Source organism: Polymorphospora rubra (assembly GCF_018324255.1).
Taxonomy (GTDB): domain Bacteria; phylum Actinomycetota; class Actinomycetes; order Mycobacteriales; family Micromonosporaceae; genus Polymorphospora; species Polymorphospora rubra.
Map to the genome: position 1 here is coordinate 4,275,581 of NZ_AP023359.1, position 22,534 is coordinate 4,298,114.

Sequence of the window (22,534 nt, forward strand, 5' to 3'; positions counted from 1 at the left end):
GCGGCCACGTCGACGAGGATCGGAAGCGTGCATCTCAAGAGCCTGACGGTGAAGGGCTTCAAGTCCTTCGCCTCCGCCACGACATTGCGGCTGGAACCGGGGATCACCTGCGTGGTCGGTCCCAACGGGTCCGGCAAGTCCAATGTCGTCGACGCGATCGCCTGGGTGCTCGGTGAGCAGGGTGCCAAGGCCCTGCGGGGCGGCAAGATGGAAGACGTGATCTTCGCGGGCACCGCGGGCCGGGCGCCGCTGGGTCGGGCCGAGGTCACCCTCACCATCGACAACACCGACGGCGCCCTGCCGATCGAATACACCGAGGTCTCGATCACCCGCCGGATGTTCCGCTCCGGCGAGAGCGAGTACGAGATCAACGGCGACTCCTGCCGGCTGCTCGACATCCAGGAGCTGCTCAGCGACTCCGGCATCGGCCGGGAGATGCACGTCATCGTCGGGCAGGGCCGGCTCGACGCCGTACTGCACGCCAAGCCGGAGGACCGCCGCGCGTTCATCGAGGAGGCCGCCGGCGTACTCAAGCACCGCAAGCGCAAGGAACGGGCACTGCGCAAGCTCGACGCGATGCAGGTCAACCTCAACCGGCTCACCGACCTGACCGCCGAGCTGCGCCGCCAGCTCAAGCCGCTCGGCCGGCAGGCCGAGGTGGCCCGCCGGGCCGCCGGCATCCAGGCCAACCTGCGTGACGCCCGGCTACGGCTGCTCGCCGACGACCTGGCCACCCTGCGTTCCACGCTGGACAAGGAGATCGCCGACGAGGCGGCGCTGCGTGAGCGTCGCGAGATCGTCGAGGCCGAGCACGCCGTGGTGCAGGAACGGCTGGCCGAGGTCGAGGCGGCGCTGGCCCAGGACGCCCCGCTGCTCGCCGCCGCCCAGGACACGTGGTACCGGCTGTCCACCCTCCAGGAGCGGTTCCGGTCCACCCAGCAGCTTGCCGGCGAACGGCACCGGCACCTCAGCGTCGCACCCGAGGACGAGCGCCCGGGCCGTGACCCGGACCAGCTCGCGGCCGAGGCCGAGCGGATCCGGGCCCAGGAGGAGGACCTGCGCGCCGCGCTGACCGAGGACCAGGTACGCCTCGCCGAGGCGGTCGAGGGGCGTCAGGAGCTGGAACGGCAGCTCGCCGAGGCGGAGCGGGCGCTGGTCGTCGCCGCGAAGGCGATCGCCGACCGGCGGGAGGGGCTGGCCAAGCTCACCGGGCAGGTCGACTCGGCGCGGGCCCGCAGCGGCTCGGCGGCCGAGGAGATCGCCCGGCTGGCCGCCGCGCACGCCGACGCGCTGGGCCGGGCCGAGAAGGCGCAGGCCGAGGTCGACGCGGTCGCCGCCAGCTCGTCCGAGGCCGACCGGGACAACGCCGACCTCGACGCCCGGCACGACGAGGCGGTCGCCGCGCACGAAGCGGCCGGCGCGACCGTACGGCAGCTTTCCGACGCCGAGCGGGCCGCCGAGAAGGACGCGGCGACCTGGAAGGCCCGCGAGGAGGCGCTCGCGATGGGGCTGCGCCGCAAGGACGGCGCCGGGGCGCTGCTGGCCCGCGCCGACCAGGTGCCGGGCCTGCTGGGCAACCTGTCCGCGATGCTGACCGTCGAGCCGGGGCACGAGGCGGCGCTGGCCGCCGCGCTCGGCGGGCTCGCCGACGCCGTCGCGGTCAGCGGCGTCGACGAGGCGACCGAGGCGATGCGGTTGCTCAAGATCTCCGATGCCGGGCGGGCCGACCTGCTGGTCGGCGGCCCCGACGGTCCCGGGATGACCGGGTCGGCCGACGCGCTGCGGCCGGCCCTGCCCGAGGGTGCCCGCTGGGCGCCGGACCTGGTCAAATGCCCCGAAGAGGTACGACCGGCCGTGCACCGGGCGCTGCGGGACGTCGTACTCGTCAATGATCTTGAGGCGGCGGCCCGGCTGGCGGCCCGCAACCCGGAGCTGCGCGCGGTCACGCCCGACGGCGACGTGGTCGGCGCCTACGCGGCGGCCGGCGGCTCGGCGAAGGCGCCGAGCTTCATCGAGGTCCAGGCCGCCGTCGAGGAGGCCCGGGCCAACCGGATCGCCGCCGAGGCGACCGGCGCCGAACTCAAGGAGCAACTCGTCGTCGGCCGGGCCGAGGTCGCCGACCGCAAGGAGGCCGTCTCGGTCGCCGCGGCCGCGAAGCGCGAGGCCGAGGGGCAGCGTAACGCCGCCGCCCGCCGGCTCGCCGAGCTCGGCGCCGCCGCCCGGTCGGCCAAGGCCGAGACCGAACGGCTCGCGGCGTCGCGCGACCGGGCCGAGCAGGCCCGCGACCGTGACCTCGCCGGCATCGCCGAGCTGGAGGAGCGGCTGCGGCTGGCCGAGGCCACCCCGATCGACGAGGACCCGTCCACCGAGGAACGCGACCAACTCGCCGCCGCGCTGCCCCGGGCCCGGCAGAACGAGATGGAGGTACGCCTCGCGGTCCGCACCGCCGAGGAGCGGGTCGCCTCGATCGCCGGCCGGGCCGACTCGCTGCTGCGCCAGGCCAACGCCGAACGGGCCGCCCGGGAACGGGCCGCCGCCCGCAAGGCGGCCCGGGTCCGCGGCGCCGGCATCGCCCGGGCCGTCGAGATCGGTGCCCGCGACGCGCTCGGCCGGCTGGCCGGCTCGCTGGCCGGCGCCGAGCGGACCCGCGACGACATCGCCCGGGCCCGCGCCCACCGGGAGGCGGAACTCCAGCAGACCCGGGCCACCGCCAAGCGGCTCGGCGCCGACCTCGAACGGCTCACCAGCGAGGTGCACCGCGACGAGGTGGCCCGCGCCGAGCAGCGGATGCGGATCGAACAGCTGGAGGCGAAGGCCGCCGAGGACTTCGCCCTCGACGTGGCGACCCTGATCGCCGAGTACGGTCCCGCCAACCCGGTGCCGCCGACCCCGGCCGACGTGGCCGCCGCCGAGAAGGACGGCAAGCCGGTCCCCGAACCGGTGCCGTACGACCGGCCGGCGCAGGAGAAGCGGGCGGCGAAGGCCGAACGCGAACTCACCCTGCTCGGCAAGGTCAACCCGCTGGCGCTGGAGGAGTTCGCGGCACTGGAGGAACGGTTCAAGTTCCTCTCCGAGCAGCTCGAGGACCTGAAGGCCACCCGCCGTGACCTGCTCACCGTGGTGAAAGACGTCGACGAGCGCATCCTGGAGGTCTTCGCCAGCGCGTACGCCGACACGGCCCGCGAGTTCGAACAGGTCTTCAACGTGCTCTTCCCCGGCGGCGAGGGCCGGCTGGTGCTGACCGAACCCGACGACCTGCTCACCACCGGTGTCGAGGTGGAGGCCCGGCCACCGGGCAAGAAGATCAAGCGGTTGTCGCTGCTGTCCGGCGGCGAACGCTCGCTGACGGCCGTCGCCATGCTCGTGGCGATCTTCCGGGCCCGGCCCAGCCCGTTCTACATCATGGACGAGGTCGAGGCGGCGCTCGACGACGTCAACCTCGGCCGCCTGATCACCCTGATGGCCCAGCTACGGGAACGGAGTCAGCTCATCATCATCACCCACCAGAAGCGCACCATGGAGGTCGCCGACGCGCTCTACGGCGTCACCATGCGTGGCGGCGTCACCCAGGTGATCAGCCAGCGGATCAACACCGGAGGCGTGGAGTGAGCCAGCGCAAGCGGGTCACCGCCCTGCTGCTCGACTTCGACGGGGTGCTCCGCCGCTGGGACCCGGCGGTCACCGCCGGCGTCGAACGGGAGTACGGCCTCGCCGGGGGCAGTCTGCACGCCGCCGCGATGGCGCCGGAGCGGCTGACCCCGGCGGTCACCGGGCAGGTCAGCGACGCCGCCTGGATGGCCGGGGTGGCCGAGGCGATCGCCGGGCAGGCCGGTGGTGTGGCGACGGCCCGCGCCGCCGTCGACGCCTGGCAGGCGTACCGGGGCGAGGTCGACCCGGACGTGCTCGCCCTGGTCCGCGAGGTCCGGGCCGCCGGCGTACGGGTCGGGCTGGGCACCAACGCCACCGACGTGCTCGACGCCGACCTGGCCGCGCTCGGGCTGACCGGCGAGGTCGACCTGGTGGTCAACTCGTCGGTGGTCGGAGCGGCCAAGCCGTCGCGGGAGTTCTTCCTGGCCGCCGCCACCGCGCTCGCGACACTGCCGGACCAGGTGCTCTTCGTCGACGACGACGACCGGGCGGTGCGCGGTGCCCGGGTCGCCGGCCTGTCGGCGTTGCGCTGGAGCGGGCCCGCCGACCTCCCGTACGTCCGCGCCGCCCTGGCCGCCTGACCACACCCGCTTATCCGCGATCTTGCACTTGTCTCCTCCTTTTGCCCGTTATGGGGGGCGACAAGTGCAAGATCGCGGGGTCAGTCCGCCAGGGGCTGCTGGGCCACGATCCTCAGCCCACCGTCCTTGCGGGTGCCCTCGACCGTCACCCGGGCCGACCGGCCCTCGTGCAGCAGCGTGCTGATCGCGTTGCCGAAGTACGGCCCGGCGAGCCTGCGCCAGCCGACGGCCGGGCGCCGCAGCCCGGCGGAGCGGGCCAGCGCCCCCACCGCCGCGGCCGGCCCGCGCCACCAGCCCAGCCGCATCACCGGCCGCATGAACGCCGGCACCTGGTTGTGGATCGGCGAGCAGGTCAGCTGGTGCACCGGGGTGGTCACCCCGGCGGCGAAGTGCGCCCGGGCCACGTACGAGTGGTGCACGTCGCCACCGAGCACACTGATCGACGCCGGTGCCCGGTACGCCGCTCCGGCCCCGACCCGGTTCCCGGCCGCGTCGTCGGCCGCGTCGTCGGCCCCGTCCCCGGCCCCGACGGGCCGACCGCTGCCGAGCCGGGCGAACAACTCGGCCAGGTCGTCGAAGGAGCGGCGGAAGGCCGCCCAGTGTTCCAGGTCGAAGACCCGACGGACCTTCTCCGACAGGGCCGCGACCCGGGGCCGCGCCGACCCGGCGAGCCGCTCGTTCCACGCCTCCAGGTGGTGGATGCCGGGCGGCAGCAGCCACGGCAGCGACGCCCCGACCACCAGATGGTCGTAGTCGCCGTGGGTCTGGTCGACGAACCACGACCACTCGTCCGGCGGCAGCATGGCGCGGGAGGCCCGGTCGAGGACCCGGCTGCACCGGTTGTCGAGCACCACGATCCGGGTCCGCCCGACGTCGAGCCGGTAGCTCCACCGGTAGCTGCGCGCCGGCCGCCCCGTGTCGGACTCGCCGTCGACGCGCCCGCCGAACTCGCGCAGCACCCCGGTCGCGTCGTCGGCGGCGACGACCGCGGCGTAGACGGGGTCGGCCGCGATCTCGTCCGGTTCGAGGTTGCCCAGGTGCTGGTAGACCCAGTACGACGCCAGTCCGCTGCTGATCCGCTCCGCCCACCACGGTTCCCGGCGTACGTCGGCACGCCACGAGGCCGAGGTGTTCCAGTCGTCGATCACCTCGTGGTCGTCGAAGATCATCACACTCGGTACGGTCGCCAGCAGCCAGCGGATCTCCGGATCGCGCCACGACTCCAGATAGAGCTTGGTGTACTCGTCGTAGCTGACCACCTGGCCGGCCGGTGCGCCCGCGGGTCGGTCCGCGTGTCCCTGCAGGAACCGGCGTACCTCCGGCGACGTGTTGTCGGCGTACACCTGGTCGCCGAGCAGCACCATCAGGTCCGGCCGGGCGGGGGAGTCGGGCCCCTGGGCCATCAGCCGACGGGAGTAGGCGTCGAGGGCGTCCGGGGGCAGCCGCCGGGTCGTCGAGTGCTGGGTCGTCTCCCGGCAGGAGCCGAAGATCAGACGTACCGGGCCGGTCCGGTCGGCCGGCCGGGTCCTGATCACACTCGCCGGGTACGGCGAGTCGGGCAGCGGCCAGACCCGCTTGTCGTCGATGAGGACCTCGTACGGCGTCAGCGTGTCCGGGGCCAGTCCCTCGACGACGACCAGCGCGTAGTGGTGGCCGAACGCGGTGAACGTGGATGCCGAGCCGCCGGCCCCGTCCGGCGTACGCACGCTGACCGTCCCGGGACCGGTCGTCTCCACCCAGATCGTCGCGCTGGTGCCGACCACCCGCCGCAGCAGCGGCCCGATCAGCAGTTCGGCAGTGGTGCCTGGCATGGGCGGAACACCCATGGTCGACCTCCGGGGCGGGGGATGGGAAGCCCATCCTCGTTACCCCGGCGCCGCGACCGCTACCCCTGTGCGGCCCCCGGCGTGACGTTTACCGCCCGACGGGTGCGGTGCCCGACACACACCGGCACGCATCTGACAGGATTTCCGGCATGGATTACGTCGTCCTCGCTCTGATCTTGCTGGGCGTCCTGGTGCTCGGTGGACTCGGACTGATGGTGCCCCGGCTGCGCCGGCGCCCAGGCCCGCCGCCGGACGGGACCACCACGGGCACCAGCGTCGAGGACCGGCCGGTGCCACCGCCGGTGCTGACCCCGGAGGCGGAACAGGACGTCCTGGTCGCGCCGCCGCCGGTCGAGACGCCGACCGCGCCCGCCCCACCGGCGCCGCCACCGGTCGCGCCGCCGACGGTCGAGAAGCCCGAGCCGACCGCCGGCCGGCTGGTCCGGCTGCGGGCCCGGCTCGCCCGCTCCCAGAACGTGTTCGGCAAGAGCCTGCTCGGCCTGCTCTCCCGCGACCGTCTCGACGAGGACGCCTGGGAGGAGATCGAGGACAGCCTGATCACCGCCGACGTCGGGGTGGACGCCACCCGGGAGATCGTCGACCGGCTCCGGGAACGGACCAAGGTGCTCGGCACCCGGTCGGCGACCGAACTGCGGGCGCTGCTCGCCGCCGAACTGGTCAACGCCCTCGACCCGGCGATGGACCGCTCGCTCAGGGTCGCCGCGACGGCCGCCGCCGCGGACGGTGCCCGTACCCCGGCGGTGGTCCTGGTGGTCGGGGTCAACGGCGCGGGCAAGACGACGACCTGCGGGAAGATCGCGCGGGTCCTGGTCGCCGACGGCCACAGCGTGCTGCTCGGCGCCGCCGACACGTTCCGGGCCGCCGCCGCCGAGCAGCTGACCACCTGGGCCGGCCGGGTCGGTGCCGAGGTGGTCCGCGGTCCCGAGGGGGCCGACCCGGCGAGTGTCGCGTTCGACGCGGTGCGCCGGGGCATCGACACCGGGGTCGACGCCGTCCTGATCGACACCGCCGGCCGGCTCCAGAACAAGGTCGGCCTGATGGACGAACTGGGCAAGGTCAAGCGGGTGGTGGAGAAGCACGGCCCGGTCGACGAGACGCTGCTGATCCTCGACGCCACCACCGGGCAGAACGGGCTGAGCCAGGCCCGGGTGTTCACCGAGGTCGTGGACGTGACCGGGGTGGTGCTCACCAAGCTCGACGGCACCGCCAAGGGCGGCATCGTGATCGCCGTACAGCGGCAGTTGGGCATCCCGGTCAAGCTGGTCGGGCTGGGTGAGGGCCCCGACGATCTGGCACCGTTCGACCCGGCGCAGTTCGTCGACGCACTCCTGGGTACCGAGCCGCTTGGCACGGACGCGTAACCTCGGGTGACTTACCGCGATCAGGCGCTACGCCACGGGAGACCGCACGTGACTTCGCAGGAGATCCCGCTCCACGGCGGCAACGTGAGCACCGTCGTTCGGGTGGGTGACACCGTCCGGCGCAACGTCGGGCCGTGGACCCAGTCGGTCCACGCCCTGCTGCGCCACCTGGAGTACGTCGGTTTCACCGGCTCGCCCCGGGCGCTGGGCATGGACGAGCGCAACCGCGAGGTGCTGTCGTACCTCGAGGGGGAGTGCGGCGAATACCCGCTGGCGCCGCACTGGGTCACCGACGAGGCGCTGGTCACCGTCGCGACGATGCTGCGGATGTTCCACGACGCCCAGTACGGCTTCCAGCCGCCGCCGAACGCGGTGTGGCGGTCCTTCGGGCCGCCGCCGCCGGACACCGAGGTGATCTGCCACCACGACGCCGCGCCGCACAACGTGATCTGGCGGCCGGACGGCACCCTCGCGCTGATCGACTTCGACCTCGCCTCGCCCGGGGCCCGGATCTACGACGTGGCGTACGCCGCGTGGACGTGGGTGCCGCTCTTCTCCGACCGGGACTCGTACACGCTGGGCTGGAAGCGGCCCGATCGGCCCCGCCGGCTGCGGCTGTTCGCGGACGCGTACGGGCTGATCCCGCGCGACCGGCACCGGTTGGTGCGCACCATCCGCAAGCGGATCGTCGACCATGTCGAGGGCATCCGTCGGATGGCGGCGGCCGGTGACCCGGCGTTCGTGCGGATCGTGCACAAGGGGCATCTGCGCCGTCCGATGCGCGATCTGCGGCTGCTCGACTACGAGCGGCACACCCTCGAGTACGCACTGCGTTAACAAGCGCGGTACACCTGTCACCTTTTCGACAGCGGGCGTGGGCTATTCGGTTGATATGCCCCCGTCCGTTCCCGCTGTTGTGAGGTTTTCTTCACACGTAGGAAACAACCTGTGACGTGGTCGAAACCGCGTGGTGACGGCGGGTGAAACAGCGGCGCCGGAAGCTTCCCAGCAACCGGCGCCGGGCGATGCTGCCTCATAGGCCGGTGGTTATCTCAACTGAGAGGAGGCAGCGTGCCGGAGCTAGATTCTGGTGCCACCGCCTGGATTTTGACGTCCGCCGCCCTGGTGTTGCTCATGACACCCGGCCTGGCACTGTTCTACGGCGGCATGACGCGTTCCAAGTCCGTGCTCAACATGATGATGATGAGCTTCGGTGCGATCGGAGTCGTCAGCCTGCTGTGGGTCTTCTACGGCTACAGCATCGCGTTCGGCGAGGACATCGGCGGGATCACCGGTGACCTGTCCGCCGCCGGCCTGCGCGGCATGCTGGAGTCCGGCACCGAGGGCGGCATCCCCGACCTGCTGTTCGCCGGCTTCCAGCTGATGTTCGCCGTGATCACCGTCGCGCTGATCAGCGGCGCCATCGCCGACCGGGCCAAGTTCGGCCCCTGGCTGATCTTCGCCGGCCTGTGGGCCACCCTGGTCTACTTCCCGGTCGCGCACTGGGTGTGGGGCGGCGGCTGGATCGGTGCGGACGGGCTCGGCGTGCTCGACTTCGCCGGTGGTACGGCCGTCCACATCAACGCCGGTGCGGCGGCCCTGGCCCTCGCCCTGGTGCTCGGCAAGCGGGTCGGCTGGCCGAAGGACAAGTTCAAGCCGCACAACCTGCCGATGGTGCTGCTCGGCGCGGCCCTGCTGTGGTTCGGCTGGTTCGGCTTCAACGCCGGCTCCGCCGGTGCCGCCGACGGTGCCGCCGCCATCTCGCTGATCAACACCCAGGTGGCCACCGCCGCCGCGGTGCTCGGCTGGATCGTGGTCGAGTGGCTGCGCGACGGCAAGCCGACCACCCTCGGTGCGGCCTCCGGCGCCATCGCCGGCCTGGTCGGCATCACCCCGGCCTGTGCCTTCCTGGAGCCGCTCGGCGCGATCGCGCTCGGCCTCATCGCCGGTGCCGTCTGCGCCCTGGCGGTCGGCCTGAAGTACAAGCTCAAGTACGACGACTCGCTCGACGTCGTCGCGGTCCACATGGTCGGCGGCATCATCGGCTCGCTGCTCATCGGCTTCCTCTCCGTCGAGGTGCTCGGCGGCGAGGGCAACGCCGGACTGCTCTACGGCGGCGGAATCGCGCTGCTCGGCAAGCAGGCGCTCGGGGTCGTCGTGGTGTTGGTCTACAGCTTCGTCGTCGCCTACATCATCGGCTTCGCCATCGAGAAGACGATCGGCTTCCGGGCCAGCGCCGAGGCCGAGGTCGAGGGCATCGACAACGCCGAGCACGCCGAGTCCGCGTACGAGTTCACCAGCACCGGTGGCGGCTTCGCCTCCATCGTCGGCAAGCCGACCAGCGCCGCGCCGACCGCGTCGACCGAGCCGGCGGAGCCGGCCGCCCCGGCCACCGAAAAGGTCGCCGGTTAAGTTCCAGCGATGGAGGGACTGGACATGAAGCTGGTGACCGCGGTCATCAAGCCGCACCAACTGGACGCCGTCAAGGAAGCACTCCACGCCCTGGGCGTGGCCGGGCTCACCGTCAGCGAGGTCCAGGGCTACGGCCGGCAGAAGGGGCACACCGAGGTCTACCGGGGTGCCGAGTACACGGTGGAGTTCCTGCCGAAGATCCGGGTCGAGGTACTGACCGACGAGATCGACGTCGACAAGGTCGTCGACGCGGTGGTCGCCGCCGCCCGTACGGGCAAGATCGGGGACGGCAAGGTCTGGGTCACGGCCGTCGAGGACGTGGTCCGGGTCCGCACCGGTGAGCGCGGGCTCGACGCGCTCTGAAAACCCCCGCGATGACGAACGCCATCGGCGCCGCCGCACGTGTCGAACGTGCGGCGGCGCTCGATGTCTGGCTCAACTCACTCATGCCACGCGGCGTCCCCGGCGTCGCGCTCGTGGCCGTCGGCGGGCTCGGCCGGCTGCAGTGCGCCCCGTACAGCGACCTCGACCTGGTGCTGCTGCACGACGGGGTGCCCGGGATGGACGAACTCGCCGCCACGATCTGGTATCCGATCTGGGACGCCCGGGTCGGTCTCGACCACTCCGTACGCACCCTCCCCGAGGCGCTGTCCGTCGCCCACGACGACGTCAAGGTCGCACTCGGCCTGCTCGACGCCCGGCACGTCGCCGGCGACCGGGAACTGACCGGCCGGCTGCTCGCCGCCGCCACCGACCAGTGGCGCCGTACCGCCGTGCGGCAACTGCCCGCCCTGCGCGAGATCACCGCCGCCCGCTGGAAGGCCCACGGCGAACTCGCCTTCCTGCTCGAAGGCGACCTCAAGGAGGCCGCCGGCGGGCTGCGCGACGTCGGGATCCTGCGCGGCATCGCACTGGCCGGCATCAGCGACACGATGCGGCCCGCCGTACAGGCCGCCCAACTGCGCCTGCTCGACACCCGCGACGCCCTGCACGCCGCCGTCGGCCGGCGCGTCGACCGGCTCCTCGCCCAGGAACGCGACGCCGTGGCCAAGCTCCTCGACCTCGACGACGGCGACGCCCTGCTGCGCCGGGTCGCCGGCGACGCCCGGACGGTCAGCCACGCCCTCGACGACGCCTTCCGCGCCGCCGACCGGCTGCGTGCCCGCCGCCGGGGTGCCGACAACCGCCCGGTACGCCGCCCCGTCGCCCGCGACGTCGTCGAGCACGACGGCGAACTCGTGCTGGCCCGTACCGCCATCGGCGCCCGGCCCGACCCCAGCCTGTCGCTGCGGGTCGCCGCGGCCGCCGCCGTCGCCGGGCTGCCGATCGCCCGCGCCACCTGCGAATGGCTCGCCGCGTACTGCCCGCCGCTGCCCGCACCGTGGCCGGGCGCCGCCCGTACCGCGCTGGTCACCCTGCTCGGCGCCGGCGACGGCCTGGTGCCCACCTGGGAGACCTGCGACCGGTACGGCCTGATCGACGGCTGGCTGCCGGAATGGACCCGGATGCGCAGCCTGCCCCAGCACAACCCGGTGCACCGCTACACCCTCGACCGGCACCTCGTGCAGGCCGCCCAGGAGGCGACCGTGCACACCCGCGAGGTCGACCGGCCCGACCTGCTCCTGCTCGGCGCGTTCCTGCACGACGTCGGCAAGGGGTTGCCCGGCGACCACAGCGTCGTCGGCGCACCCGTCGCCGGCAAGATCGCCACCCGGATCGGGCTGCCATCCGCCGACGTGGCCATGATCGAGAAACTGGTCCGGCTGCACCTGCTGCTGCCCGAGGTCGCCACCCGCCGCGACCTCGACGACCCGGTCACCGTGGCGGGTGTCGCCGAAGCCGTCGGCGACACCACCACCCTCAACCTGCTGCACGGCCTCGCCCGCGCCGACGCCCGCGCCACCGGCCCCGCCGCCTGGTCGGACTGGAAGGCACGACTGGTCGCCGGCCTGGTCCGCCGGGTACACACCGCCCTCGACACCGGCGAACTGCCCGAACCGCCCGTACCCGATCCGGCGCTCGTGGCCGGGCCGCTGCCCGCCGTACACCTGGACGGCGACCGGGTGGCGGTCGCCGCCGCCGACCGGCGCGGACTGCTGGCCGCGGTCGCCGGCTGCCTCGCCCTGCACCGCCTCGACGTACTCACCGCCGACGCCTCCACGGTCGACGGGACGGCGCTGGTCGAGTTCCGGGTCCAGCCCCGCTACGGCACCCCGCCCGACTTGATCGCGCTCACCGTCGACCTGCGCCGGGCCGTCACCGGCGACGTGTCGGTGACCCAGCGGCTGCGCGGCCGGGCCATGGCGGCCCGGGCCGGCGGCGCCGCGCCCAGGATCGTCTGGCACCGGGGCGCGGCGACCGACGCGGTCGTGCTCGAACTGCGGGCGGCCGACGCGACGGGGCTGCTCTACCGGGTCACCAGCGCCCTCGACGAGGCGGGGATCCAGGTCCGGGCGGCCCGGATCTCGACCCTGGGCGGCGACGTCGTGGACGCCTTCTACCTCGTCGGCACCTTCGACGATCCCGAACTCGCCCGCATCGAGACAGCCGTCCTGGCAGCGGTCTGACCCCTGACCCCGCCCCGCCCCGCCCCGCCCGCCGCCCGCGCCCCGCCCACGCCGCCGCGCCGATCAAGGTGATACTTGCCGCAAAACAGGCAGGAATCGCCACGTTTTCTCCTCGATCGAGGCGATCATGCGGCGTGGCCCGGCCGGCGCCGCCCGAAGCGGACCGGCGATGCGCCGATCAAGGGGATATTCGCGGCAAAACAGGCAGTTTTGGGGACGACTTCTCCTTGACCGGCCAGCAAGGGCGGCGATCGGGCGAGCGCGGGTGGCGGGCACGGGCGGGCGGCGGGGCGCGGGGCGGGGCGGCGGGCGCGGGGCCACGCGGGCGGGCGGCACGGGCCGGGTGGCGGGGGCGAGTGGAGACGCGGCGGGTGAGGGGTCGGTCGGGCGGTGGGTGGGGACCGGGTGGGGGGTGGGCGGTTACTCTTGCGACGTCGGTCTCCAACGCGACCCCGGCGCCCGGTCTCCGTCGGGACCAGGGTGCCCGGTGTCGCTGCGGCAGGGCACCGGTCTCCGTCGCGACGCGGCACCCGGTCTCCGCCGCGGCCGACGAGGTTCTGCCCGCGGAAGTCTGACGAACGGGATGTTGCGTCGTGTTTGACACCTTGAGTGACCGCCTCAACGGGATCTTCACCAAGCTCCGCGGGAAGGGCCGGCTCAGCGACGCCGACATCGACGCGACCGCCCGCGAGATCCGGCTCGCGCTGCTGGAGGCCGACGTCGCGCTGCCGGTCGTCAAGGGGTTCATCGCCAAGGTCAAGGAGCGGGCGCGGGGCGCCGAGGTTTCCCAGGCGCTCAACCCGGCCCAGCAGGTCGTCAAGATCGTGCACGAGGAGCTGGTCGGCGTACTCGGCGGGGAGGGCCGGCGGCTCCAGTTCGCCAAGCAGCCACCGACCGTGATCATGCTCGCCGGTCTCCAGGGTTCGGGTAAGACGACGCTGGCCGGCAAGCTGGCCCGCTGGCTCAAGGGCAGGGGCACCAGCCGCTGCTCGTCGCCGCCGACCTCCAGCGTCCCAACGCCGTCGGACAGCTCCAGGTGCTCGGCGGCCGGGCCGGCGTCGAGGTCTACGCGCCCGAGCCCGGCAACGGGGTCGGTGACCCGGTGCAGGTCGCCAAGGCGTCGATCGAGCACGCCCGGCGGGCCGCCCGCGACATCGTCATCGTCGACACCGCCGGCCGGCTCGGTATCGACGCGGAGATGATGGCGCAGGCCGCGAACATCCGCGACGCCGTCGACCCGGACGAGGTCATCTTCGTCATCGACGCGATGGTCGGCCAGGACGCGGTCACCACCGCCGAGGCGTTCCGTGACGGGGTCGGGATCACCGGTGTCGTGCTGTCCAAGCTCGACGGTGACGCCCGCGGTGGTGCGGCGCTGTCGGTACGGCAGGTGACCGGCCAGCCGATCCTGTTCGCCTCCACCGGCGAGAAGCTGGAGGACTTCGACGTCTTCCACCCTGACCGGATGGCGAGCCGCATCCTCGGCATGGGCGACATGCTCACTCTGATCGAGCAGGCCGAGCAGGCCTTCGACGCCGATCAGAAGGAGAAGATGACCGCCAAGCTGATGGGCGGCGAGCAGTTCACCCTGGAGGACTTCCTCGACCAGCTCATCGCCGTACGGCGGATGGGGCCGATCGCCAACGTGCTGGCGATGATGCCCGGCATGGGGCAGATGAAGGACCAGTTGGCGGAGGTCGACGACAAGCACTTCGACAAGGTCACCGCGATCATCCGGTCGATGACGCCGGGGGAGCGGACCAATCCGAAGATCATCAACGGCTCGCGGCGGGCCCGGATCGCCAGCGGTTCCGGCGTCACCGTGATGGACGTCAACCAACTGCTCAACCGCTTCACCGACGCACAGAAGATGATGAAGCAGATGGGCGGCATGATGGGGCTGCCCGGCTCGCGGCGTAAGGCGACCAAGTCGCCGAAGAACAAGCGCAAGGGGAGCAAGGGCGGCGGGCGTCCCCGCGCGGCCGGCAACGCCGCTGGTGGCGGCTTCCCGGGCGGCATGCCGCAGCTGCCGCCCGGCCTCGACCCGGGCGCGCTCCAGGGCGGCCAGGGCCTGCCGCCCGGCTTCAAGCTGCCGAACCTCGACTTCAGCAAGCTCACCAAACGCCCCGACGGAAAGTAGGCACGACCCGGCGGCGGTGGCATCGAGTGGGTGAGCGGGTGGCGATGACGGCTTGGCACGTACACGGTGTGGTGCTGCCCGACGACGAGGTACGCGACCTGTGGTTGGTCGGCGACCGGGTGACGTACGAGCCGGTCGCCGGCGCCACCACGATCGCCGACGGCGGGTTCGTCCTGCCCGGCCTCGTCGACGCCCACTGCCACATCGGCATCGCCCCGGGCGGTGCCCCGATCCGGTCGCTCGACCAGGCCCGGGAGTTGGCCGCCGTCGACCGGGACGCCGGGGTACTGGCCATCCGGGACGCCGGCTCGCCGTACCCGTACCCGGAACTCGACGACGAACCCGGGCTGCCGCGACTGGCCCGTGCCGGCCGGCACGTCGCGCCGCCCCGGCGCTACCTGCGTGACATCGGCGTGGAGGTGGCGGCGGCGGACGTACCGGCCACCGTCACCGCGCAGGCGCGGGCGGGCAACGGCTGGGTGAAGCTGGTCGGCGACTGGATCGAGCGCGACGCCGGCGATCTCGCGCCGGCCTGGGACGCCGCGACGCTGGCCGCCGCCGTCGACGCCGCGCACGCCGCCGGTGCCCGGATCGCGGTGCACACCTTCTCCGAGTCGGCCGTCGAGATCATGGTGCGGGCCGGCGTCGACTCGGTCGAACACGGCACCGGCCTGAGCCTCGACCTGATCGACGTGATGGCCCGACAGGGGACCGCGCTCGTTCCCACGATGATCAACATCGCCACGTTCGGCAACATCGCCGACCGGGCGCGGGACAAGTTCCCCGGGTACGCCAAGCACATGCTCGCGCTGCGCGACGGCTTCCCCGACGTGGTCCGGGCGGCGTACGAGGCGGGGGTGCCGGTCTACGTCGGCACCGACGCCGGCGGCGGGATCTCGCACGGGCTGGCCGCCCGGGAGATGCTCCTGCTGCACGAGCGGGCCGGGATGCCGGCCGCCGACGTGCTGCGGGCCGCGTCCTGGGGCGCCCGGGACTGGCTGGGCTTCCCCGGCCTGGTCGAGGGCGGCCTCGCCGACCTGGTGGTCTATCCGAGCGACCCGCGCCGCGACCTGCGGGTCGTCGAGGCGCCGCAGCGGATCGTGCTGCGCGGCCGGATCGTCCGCTGACGCCGCGCCCACGCGGAACACCAGCACCGCGGGGCGGGGGCGTCGGCGCGCCGGTCTAGGATGTGCGCTCATGGCACGCGTGCTCACTCCCCGCGCGGAGGACTTCCCCCGCTGGTACCAGGATCTGATCGCCAAGGCTCAGCTCGCCGACAACGGGCCGGTCCGGGGGACCATGGTCATCCGACCGGCGGGCTACGCCATCTGGGAGCGGATGCAGTCCGAGATGGACGCCCGGATCAAGGCGACCGGCGCGGAGAACGCGTACTTCCCACTCTTCATCCCGGAGAGCTACCTCAAGCGTGAGGCCCAGCACGTCGAGGGCTTCTCGCCCGAGTTGGCGGTGGTCACCCACGGCGGCGGCAAGCAGCTCGCCGAGCCGGTCGTGGTCCGGCCGACCTCGGAGACCGTGATCGGCGAGTTCATGGCCAAGTGGGTCGACTCCTACCGCGACCTGCCGCTGCTGCTCAACCAGTGGGCCAACGTGGTCCGCTGGGAGCTGCGTCCCCGGATCTTCCTGCGGACCAGCGAGTTCCTCTGGCAGGAGGGGCACACCGCGCACGCCGACGAGGCCGACGCCCGGGCCTACGCGCGGCGGATCCTGCACGAGGCGTACGAGGACTTCATGGTCAACGTCCTGGGCATTCCGGTCGTCGTCGGCCGCAAGACCGCCCGCGAGCGCTTCGCCGGCGCGACCAGCACCTACACGCTCGAAGGCATGATGGGTGACGGCAAGGCGCTGCAGCTGGGCACCAGCCATGAGCTGGGGCAGAACTTCGCGAAGGCGTTCGACATCACCTACAGCTCGGCCGACCGGACCGTCGAGCACGCCTGGACCACGTCCTGGGGGACGTCCACCCGGATGCTGGGCGGACTGATCATGGCGCACGGCGACGACGACGGGCTGCGGGTGCCGCCGCGGATCGCCCCGATCCAGGCGTACGTCATGATCGTCAAGGCCGGTGACGGCGTCGGCGAGGCGGCGGGCAAGCTGCGCGACGCGCTCCGCGACGCCGGGGTCCGGGTCGCGCTCGACGACCGGGTCGACACCCCGTTCGGCCGCCGGGCCGTCGACGCCGAGCTGAAGGGCTACCCGGTACGTGTCGAGGTCGGCCCCCGCGACCTTGCCGCAGGCAATGCGGTCGTCGTGCGCCGTACCGACGGCTCGAAGACCCCGGTCCCGGTCGGCGACGTGGTGTCGACGGTGCTCGCCGCGCTCGACGCCGACCAGAAGACGCTGCACGACAGCGCGCTGGCGTTCCGCGAGTCCCGCACCGTCGACGTCAAGACTCTCGACGAGGCGCTGGAGGCGTCGGCGACCGGCTGGGCCCGGCTGCCCTGGGCGGCGGTCGGCACCGAGGGTGAGACCCGCGCCAACGGCCAGGGCGTGACCGTGCGCTGCCTGGTCCGTCCCGACGGCTCGGTTCCGGACAGCGAGGACGAGTCGGACCTCGTCGCCATCCTCGCCCGCGCCTACTGACGACCGCCGCGCCGCCCGCCCGGACCGGGCGGGCCGTCCGGCCGTGGCGGTACCGACGCGGGCCGGCCGGGTCGGTAGGGTCGGCGTATGCGTTTCGAGCCCGGCCAGTTGATCGTGCACCGCAACGTCCGGCGGGGGCGGATCGGCTGGGTACGGACCGCGCGGGTGGTCAGCGACGAACCGCGCGGGCTGCTGCTCTGGATCGACCGGGGCTCGGCGGTGGCCAACGAGGTCGCCGACGACGGTCGCGGGATGCGGGCGATGCCGTTCGCCGAGTGGACCCGCCGTTCCTACCGGCTGCTGCCGGGCCGGTGGAGCGGGCCGCCGGTGCTGAAGTTCCTCCCGGTCGGTGCCGCCCATTCGGTCTGGTGGTTCCGCGACGAGGCCGGCGTCTTCGCGAACTGGTACGTCAACCTCGAGGAACCCGGGATCCGTTGGCACGACGGACCGCTCGCCGGTGTCGACATGGTCGACCAGGACCTCGACGTCGTGGTCCGGCCCGACCTGTCGTGGCAGTGGAAGGACGAGGAGGAGTTCACCGAGCGGCTCGCCTTCCCGGAGCACTACTGGGTCCACGACGCCGAGGCGGTCCGGGCCGAGGGCAAGCGGGTGATCGCGCTGGCGGAGGCCGGGGCGTTCCCGTTCGACGGCACGTGGTGCGACTTCGTGCCCGATCCGGGCTGGCACCCGTCGGCCGCCCTGCCGGACGGCTGGGACCGGCCGCCGGCCGCACGCTGAACCCCGCCGTCGGGACGTCGGTCGCAGTTCGTGGTCCGGTGTGAGCACCACGGGGTGGATCTGGCAGAATGGTGTGCTGGTATCCGGCACGCGTGCGGCGCCCTCTAACCCGGGCGCGTTGCCAGTCCATCCGAGCAGTCACCGGCCCAACCCCACTGTGCCGGTCGGCTCTCACCCGTGCACACCGCCCGTACGGGCCGGTGCGACTCGCAACAGGAGCGAAAACACGTGGCCGTAAAGATCCGGCTTCTGCGGATGGGGAAGATCCGCAACCCGCAGTACCGCATCGTCGTCGCCGACTCGCGCACCAAGCGTGACGGTCGGGCGATCGAGTACGTCGGTATCTACCACCCGAAGGAGCACCCTTCGGTGATCGAGGTCAAGTCCGATCGCGTGCAGCACTGGCTGTCCGTCGGCGCCCAGCCGAGCGAGGCCGTCCAGCGCCTGCTCGAGAAGACCGGCGACTGGCAGAAGTTCAAGGGCCTGCCGGCGCCGCCGCCGCTGCTGACCAAGGCGGAGAAGGCCGACCGCAAGGCCACCTACGAGGCCGAGGCCCAGGCCGCCGCCGGTGTCGCCCCGACCCCGGCGAAGTCCACCAAGAAGAAGGCCGACGAGCCGGCGAAGGCCGAGGAGCCGGCCGCCGCGGACTCCGGTGAGCAGGCCTGACGTGGCGTTGCGGCCCGCGCTCGAGCACCTGGTCAAGGGCATCGTCGACCACCCCGACGACGTACGGGTGCGGCTCGTCGACTCCCGGCGGGGCAAGCGCCTCGAGGTCCGTGTGCACCCGGAAGACCTGGGCACCGTGATCGGCCGGGGCGGGCGCACCGCGAAGGCCCTGCGCCAGGTGATCGGCTCGATCGGTGGGCGCGGCGTGCGCGTCGACATCGTCGACTCGTACTGATGCGCCTCATCGTCGGCCGTATCGGCCGGCCGCACGGCATCCGCGGTGAGGTCACCGTCGAGGTGCGGACCGATGAGCCCGAGACGCGTTTCGCCGCCGGGTCGGTGTTGGTCACCGACCCGGCGGCGTCGCCGGTCACCCCGGCGCCGTCCGCTCCCGGTCACCTCGTACGGGTTCCCGACCGGTTGACCGTCGAGTCGATCCGGTGGCACCAGGGCCGGCTGCTGGTCTGCTTCGAAGGGGTCGTCGACCGTAACGTCGCCGAGGTGCTGCGCGACACGATCCTGACGGTCGACAGCGCCGACGTGGCCGCGCCCACCGACCCGGACGAGTTCAACGACCACCAGCTCGTCGGGCTGACCGTGGTCGACCCGGCCGGCGAGACGCTGGGCGAGGTGGCCCGGATCGACCACGCGCCCGCCTCCGACCTGCTGGTCGTGCGCCGCCCGGACGGGCGTACCGCGTTGATTCCCTTCGTCAAGGCCATCGTGCCCGAGGTCGACCTGGCCGGTGGCCGGGTCGTGGTCGACCCTCCCGGCGGGCTGCTCGACCTGTGAGCCCCGGTCACTTCCGGAGGCAGTGATGCGTGTCGACATCATCTCGATCTTTCCCGAATACTTCAGCCCGCTCGACCTGTCGCTGATCGGCAAGGCGCGGGCCACCGGTCTGCTCGACCTGGCAGTGCACGACCTGCGCACCTGGACCCACGACGTGCACCGTACGGTCGACGACACGCCGTACGGCGGTGGCCCGGGCATGGTGATGCGGCCGGAGCCGTGGGGCGAGGCGCTCGACGCGATCCTGCCCGCCGGCCCGCCGGCCCGGTTGGTGGTGCCGACGCCGGCGGGGCAGCCGTTGCGGCAGGCGCTCGCCCACGAACTTGCCGCCGAGTCGCACCTGGTCTTCGGCTGTGGCCGGTACGAGGGCATCGACCAGCGGGTGCTCGACGACGCCGCCACCCGGGCCCGGGTGACCGAGGTGTCGCTCGGCGACTACGTGCTTTTCGGTGGCGAGGTGGCGGTGCTGGTGATTCTGGAGGCGGTGACCCGGCTGCTGCCCGGGGTGCTCGGCAACGCCGATTCGCTGGCCGAGGAGTCGCACGCGCACGGGTTGCTGGAGGGGCCGGTCTACACCAAGCCGCCGGTGTGGCGGGACCGGGGGGTGCCGGAGATCCTGCGGTCGGGTGACCACGGGCGGATCGCCCGGTGGCGGCGCGACGAGGCACTGCTGCGTACCGCGCGGCGGCGGCCCGACATGCTGGCCACGCTGTCCCCGATGAGCTGGACAAACGGGACGTCGCGGCGCTGACCGGGGCCGGGTTTCCGGTGCCGACCGACGATATGGCAGAGTAGTGAGGTTGCCGTGGTCGGCCGCGCCGCGGTCGGCTACGAGGATCTCCGGGCCCGCTCCCTCCTGAAGCCACATCCAGGGTGGACCGATGCCGGGGATCAGAATCACCCATCCGCGCGTCGATGACCGGCGCGCCGTGATCTTCGAGGATGCAGCGATGAACACCCTGGACGCGTTGGACGCCCAGTCGCAGCGGACCGACATTCCCGCCTTCCGGGCCGGTGACACCGTCAAGGTGCACGCCCGGGTCATCGAGGGCAACCGGTCCCGGGTCCAGATCTTCCAGGGCGTCGTGATCCGCCGCCAGGGATCGGGCCTGCGGGAGACCTTCACCGTACGCAAGATCAGCTTTGCGGTCGGGGTGGAGCGGACCTACCCGGTGAACAGCCCCGCCATCGACCGCGTCGAGGTGGTGACCCGCGGTGACGTCCGCCGGGCCAAGCTCTACTACCTTCGTGAGCTGCGGGGCAAGAAGGCCAAGATCAAGGAGAAGCGGGAGAAGGTCTCGGCTCCGGTCGCCTGACGGCGGGCCGGAACTTTCAGACTTCTCACAGTGCCGTGATCGCTCGATACCTCTACGCTATGGGGAGTGACAGGCGAGACTGTGCTGCGCGGCAGTGACGGGACGCAAGACACTGCCAGGCAGTGAGCGGCGACAAACGCTACGGCCGCGGCGCATGCCGCGACGGCGGGACAGAATCGCTCTACCGCCCGTGGTGCCCTGACCGGGGCAACGCGGGCGGTAGAGCTGTATATCGGGACCGGGGAGATACGTAGCGTGGACGCGGAAGACGACCTGCGGGACGAGGTCGAGCCCTGGCGTCGTCGGGCCGATCGTCGACGCCAGCGCAAACCCATGCCCCTGTGGCAGGAACTGCCGCTGCTGCTCGTCGTCGCCTTCTGCCTCGCGGTGTTGATCCGCACCTTTCTGCTCCAGGCGTTCTACATCCCGTCCGGGTCGATGGAGGACACCCTCCTCGTCGGCGACCGGGTCCTGGTCAACAAGGTCGTCTACGACATGCGGGACCCGGTGCGCGGCGAGGTCGTGGTGTTCCGGGGCACCGCGGCGTGGGCGCCGCAGTTGGAGGAGGAGCCGGAGGGCGGGTTCTTCGCCCAGCTCGGCCGTACGCTCGGCGACCTCGTCGGGGTGAGCCGGCCCGGCGAGAAGGATTTCATCAAGCGGGTCATCGGGGTGCCCGGCGACCGCGTCCAGTGCTGCGACGAGCAGGGCCGGCTCACCGTCAACGGTCATCCGCTCGACGAATCCGGCTACGTGTCGCGGAACTCGCCGCTCGACCTGCCGCCGGCCGCCAACGACTGCGGGCCGCGGCGGTTCGAGGAGATCGTCGTACCGCCGGGGCAGCTCTTCGTCATGGGCGACCACCGGCTCGTGTCGCAGGACGCCCGGTGCCAGGGGCCGGTGCCGATCGACAACGTGATCGGCCGTGCGTTCGCGGTGGTGTGGCCGTACTCGCAGTGGAGCAGCCTGTCGGTGCCGGAGACGTTCGAGACCGTGCCGCAGTCCGTCGCGCTGGCGCCCGAGGCGACACCCAGCAAGTCCGATAACCCGGGAGGTTTCGCCGTTGTTGTGCCTGTTGTGGGTAGTTTCCTGTTCGCCGCGCGTTCCCGACTCCGGTCACCGTCGCGTCGTCGTAGGCTCGTCCCGTGATTGACGAGCAGACCGACAAGCCCAAGAGTTCGTTCTGGCGCGAGCTGCCCATCCTGCTCGGCGTGGCGATCCTCGTCGCCGTCCTGGTGCGGGCGTTCGTCATCCAGACCTTCTACATCCCGTCGCAGTCGATGGAGCACACCCTCGACATCAACGACCGGGTGCTGGTCAACAAGCTCGTCTACAACTTCCGGTCGCCGGAACGGGGCGAGATCATCGTCTTCCGCGCGCCCGGTGAATGGCACGGCGGCGAGGAGGGCTCGGACTTCATCAAACGGGTCATCGCGGTCGGCGGCGACCGGGTGGTCTGCTGCGACCCGCAGGAACGCTTGATGATCAACGGGCACTCGCTCGACGAGCCCTACATCTTCTCCGAGGGCGGGGTCTCCGATCCGGCGGCGAGCCAGGAGTTCGACGTGATCATCCCGCCGGGTCGGCTGTGGATGATGGGCGACCACCGGTCGGCCTCGGGCGACTCGCTGGAGCACTGGAACCGCTCGCAGGACATCGACACCGCCACGATCCCGGAGGATGCCGTCGTCGGGCGGGCGTTCGTGCTCTTCTGGCCGTTCGGCCGGGCCACCTGGCTGTCGGTCCCCGACACGTACGACTCGGTGCCCGGCCCGCAGAGCTGACCGGGACCGACCCGCGCCGTGCTCCGGCCGGCGCGGGTCGCGCACCGGCCGCGCGCCGCCCGGCCACCGGGGAAACGACCG

16 protein-coding genes and 3 pseudogenes are annotated in these 22,534 nt (G+C 72.4%); 18 read left to right on the forward strand and 1 reads right to left on the reverse strand.

The window, feature by feature from the left end:
- Nucleotides 1-27 precede the first annotated feature (27 nt).
- Entirely contained in the window at nt 28-3,609 is a 3,582-nt protein-coding gene (smc, locus tag Prubr_RS19400; protein ID WP_212816364.1) for a chromosome segregation protein SMC, read from the forward strand.
- The gene (locus tag Prubr_RS19405; protein ID WP_343221468.1) at nt 3,606-4,229 is read left to right on the forward strand and encodes an HAD family hydrolase; all 624 of its coding nucleotides are present in this window, start codon (nt 3,606-3,608) and stop codon (nt 4,227-4,229) included. The genes smc and Prubr_RS19405 overlap by 4 nt, the downstream gene beginning before the upstream one ends.
- An 80-nt stretch (nt 4,230-4,309) precedes the next feature.
- Here Prubr_RS19405 and Prubr_RS19410 read toward each other — a convergent pair whose 3' ends face one another.
- Nucleotides 4,310-6,040 carry an alkaline phosphatase D family protein gene (locus tag Prubr_RS19410; RefSeq protein ID WP_212816365.1) on the reverse strand — a complete coding sequence of 577 codons (1,731 nt, stop codon included), beginning with the start codon at nt 6,038-6,040 and terminating at the stop codon, nt 4,310-4,312.
- Nucleotides 6,041-6,204: 164 nt separating this feature from the next.
- On the opposite strand from Prubr_RS19410, the gene ftsY reads away from it, so the two are divergent.
- The 16 genes and pseudogenes from ftsY to lepB (Prubr_RS19490) all read left to right on the forward strand — a co-directional run bounded on the left by ftsY (nt 6,205) and on the right by lepB (Prubr_RS19490) (nt 22,453).
- Entirely contained in the window at nt 6,205-7,437 is a 1,233-nt protein-coding gene (gene ftsY, locus Prubr_RS19415) for a signal recognition particle-docking protein FtsY (protein WP_212816366.1), read from the forward strand.
- Nucleotides 7,438-7,485: 48 nt separating this feature from the next.
- Nucleotides 7,486-8,274: an aminoglycoside phosphotransferase family protein gene (locus Prubr_RS19420; protein WP_425517923.1), complete on the forward strand. Its 789-nt coding sequence runs from the start codon at nt 7,486-7,488 to the stop codon at nt 8,272-8,274.
- A 297-nt stretch (nt 8,275-8,571) separates the two neighbouring features.
- Nucleotides 8,572-9,849: an ammonium transporter gene (locus tag Prubr_RS19425; protein ID WP_246568999.1), complete on the forward strand. Its 1,278-nt coding sequence runs from the start codon at nt 8,572-8,574 to the stop codon at nt 9,847-9,849.
- A gap of 24 nt (nt 9,850-9,873) precedes the next feature.
- Nucleotides 9,874-10,212 carry a P-II family nitrogen regulator gene (locus tag Prubr_RS19430; RefSeq protein WP_212828248.1) on the forward strand — a complete coding sequence of 113 codons (339 nt, stop codon included), beginning with the start codon at nt 9,874-9,876 and terminating at the stop codon, nt 10,210-10,212.
- 23 nt (nt 10,213-10,235) lie between these two features.
- Nucleotides 10,236-12,416 (forward strand): annotated as a pseudogene (locus Prubr_RS19435) ([protein-PII] uridylyltransferase); the annotation flags it as partial.
- A 593-nt stretch (nt 12,417-13,009) separates the two neighbouring features.
- Nucleotides 13,010-14,556: pseudogene (ffh, locus tag Prubr_RS19440) on the forward strand (signal recognition particle protein).
- A 44-nt stretch (nt 14,557-14,600) separates the two neighbouring features.
- Complete coding sequence (locus Prubr_RS19445; RefSeq protein ID WP_212828250.1) at nt 14,601-15,683, forward strand: amidohydrolase family protein; 1,083 nt, start codon at nt 14,601-14,603, stop codon at nt 15,681-15,683.
- 70 nt (nt 15,684-15,753) lie between these two features.
- On the forward strand, nt 15,754-17,160 hold the full coding sequence (gene proS, locus Prubr_RS19450; protein ID WP_212816370.1) for a proline--tRNA ligase: 1,407 nt from the start codon (nt 15,754-15,756) through the stop codon (nt 17,158-17,160).
- Between the two features lie 87 nt (nt 17,161-17,247).
- The gene (locus Prubr_RS19455; RefSeq protein ID WP_212816371.1) at nt 17,248-17,898 is read left to right on the forward strand and encodes a ribonuclease FAU-1 family protein; all 651 of its coding nucleotides are present in this window, start codon (nt 17,248-17,250) and stop codon (nt 17,896-17,898) included.
- Between the two features lie 228 nt (nt 17,899-18,126).
- Complete coding sequence (rpsP, locus tag Prubr_RS19460) at nt 18,127-18,564, forward strand: 30S ribosomal protein S16 (RefSeq protein ID WP_212816372.1); 438 nt, start codon at nt 18,127-18,129, stop codon at nt 18,562-18,564.
- A 1-nt stretch (nt 18,565) separates the two neighbouring features.
- Complete coding sequence (locus Prubr_RS19465; RefSeq protein WP_212828255.1) at nt 18,566-18,799, forward strand: RNA-binding protein; 234 nt, start codon at nt 18,566-18,568, stop codon at nt 18,797-18,799.
- Nucleotides 18,799-19,356 carry a ribosome maturation factor RimM gene (gene rimM, locus Prubr_RS19470; protein ID WP_212816373.1) on the forward strand — a complete coding sequence of 186 codons (558 nt, stop codon included), beginning with the start codon at nt 18,799-18,801 and terminating at the stop codon, nt 19,354-19,356. Before Prubr_RS19465 ends, rimM begins: the two co-directional genes overlap by 1 nt.
- Nucleotides 19,357-19,381: 25 nt before the next feature.
- Nucleotides 19,382-20,151, forward strand: a pseudogene (gene trmD, locus Prubr_RS19475) (tRNA (guanosine(37)-N1)-methyltransferase TrmD).
- Between the two features lie 155 nt (nt 20,152-20,306).
- The gene (gene rplS / locus Prubr_RS19480; RefSeq protein ID WP_212816374.1) at nt 20,307-20,672 is read left to right on the forward strand and encodes a 50S ribosomal protein L19; all 366 of its coding nucleotides are present in this window, start codon (nt 20,307-20,309) and stop codon (nt 20,670-20,672) included.
- 255 nt (nt 20,673-20,927) lie between these two features.
- A complete protein-coding gene (gene lepB / locus Prubr_RS19485) occupies nt 20,928-21,818 on the forward strand; it encodes a signal peptidase I (protein ID WP_246567359.1) in 891 nt (296 codons plus the stop codon).
- Nucleotides 21,815-22,453, forward strand: a complete 639-nt coding sequence (gene lepB, locus Prubr_RS19490) for a signal peptidase I (RefSeq protein ID WP_212816375.1) — start codon at nt 21,815-21,817, stop codon at nt 22,451-22,453. The genes lepB (Prubr_RS19485) and lepB (Prubr_RS19490) overlap by 4 nt, the downstream gene beginning before the upstream one ends.
- Nucleotides 22,454-22,534 lie beyond the last annotated feature (81 nt).

Bases quoted from the DNA above. Each gene is read 5' to 3' on its own strand.
- Prubr_RS19410 (WP_212816365.1), bottom strand. From the start codon at position 6,040: ATGCCAGGCACCACTGCCGAACTGCTGATCGGGCCGCTGCTGCGGCGG.
- ftsY (WP_212816366.1), top strand. From the start codon at position 6,205: ATGGATTACGTCGTCCTCGCTCTGATCTTGCTGGGCGTCCTGGTGCTC.
- Prubr_RS19425 (WP_246568999.1), top strand. From the start codon at position 8,572: ATGACACCCGGCCTGGCACTGTTCTACGGCGGCATGACGCGTTCCAAG.
- Prubr_RS19430 (WP_212828248.1), top strand. From the start codon at position 9,874: ATGAAGCTGGTGACCGCGGTCATCAAGCCGCACCAACTGGACGCCGTC.
- Prubr_RS19445 (WP_212828250.1), top strand. From the start codon at position 14,601: ATGACGGCTTGGCACGTACACGGTGTGGTGCTGCCCGACGACGAGGTA.
- proS (WP_212816370.1), top strand. From the start codon at position 15,754: ATGGCACGCGTGCTCACTCCCCGCGCGGAGGACTTCCCCCGCTGGTAC.
- Prubr_RS19455 (WP_212816371.1), top strand. From the start codon at position 17,248: ATGCGTTTCGAGCCCGGCCAGTTGATCGTGCACCGCAACGTCCGGCGG.
- rimM (WP_212816373.1), top strand. From the start codon at position 18,799: ATGCGCCTCATCGTCGGCCGTATCGGCCGGCCGCACGGCATCCGCGGT.
- rplS (WP_212816374.1), top strand. From the start codon at position 20,307: ATGAACACCCTGGACGCGTTGGACGCCCAGTCGCAGCGGACCGACATT.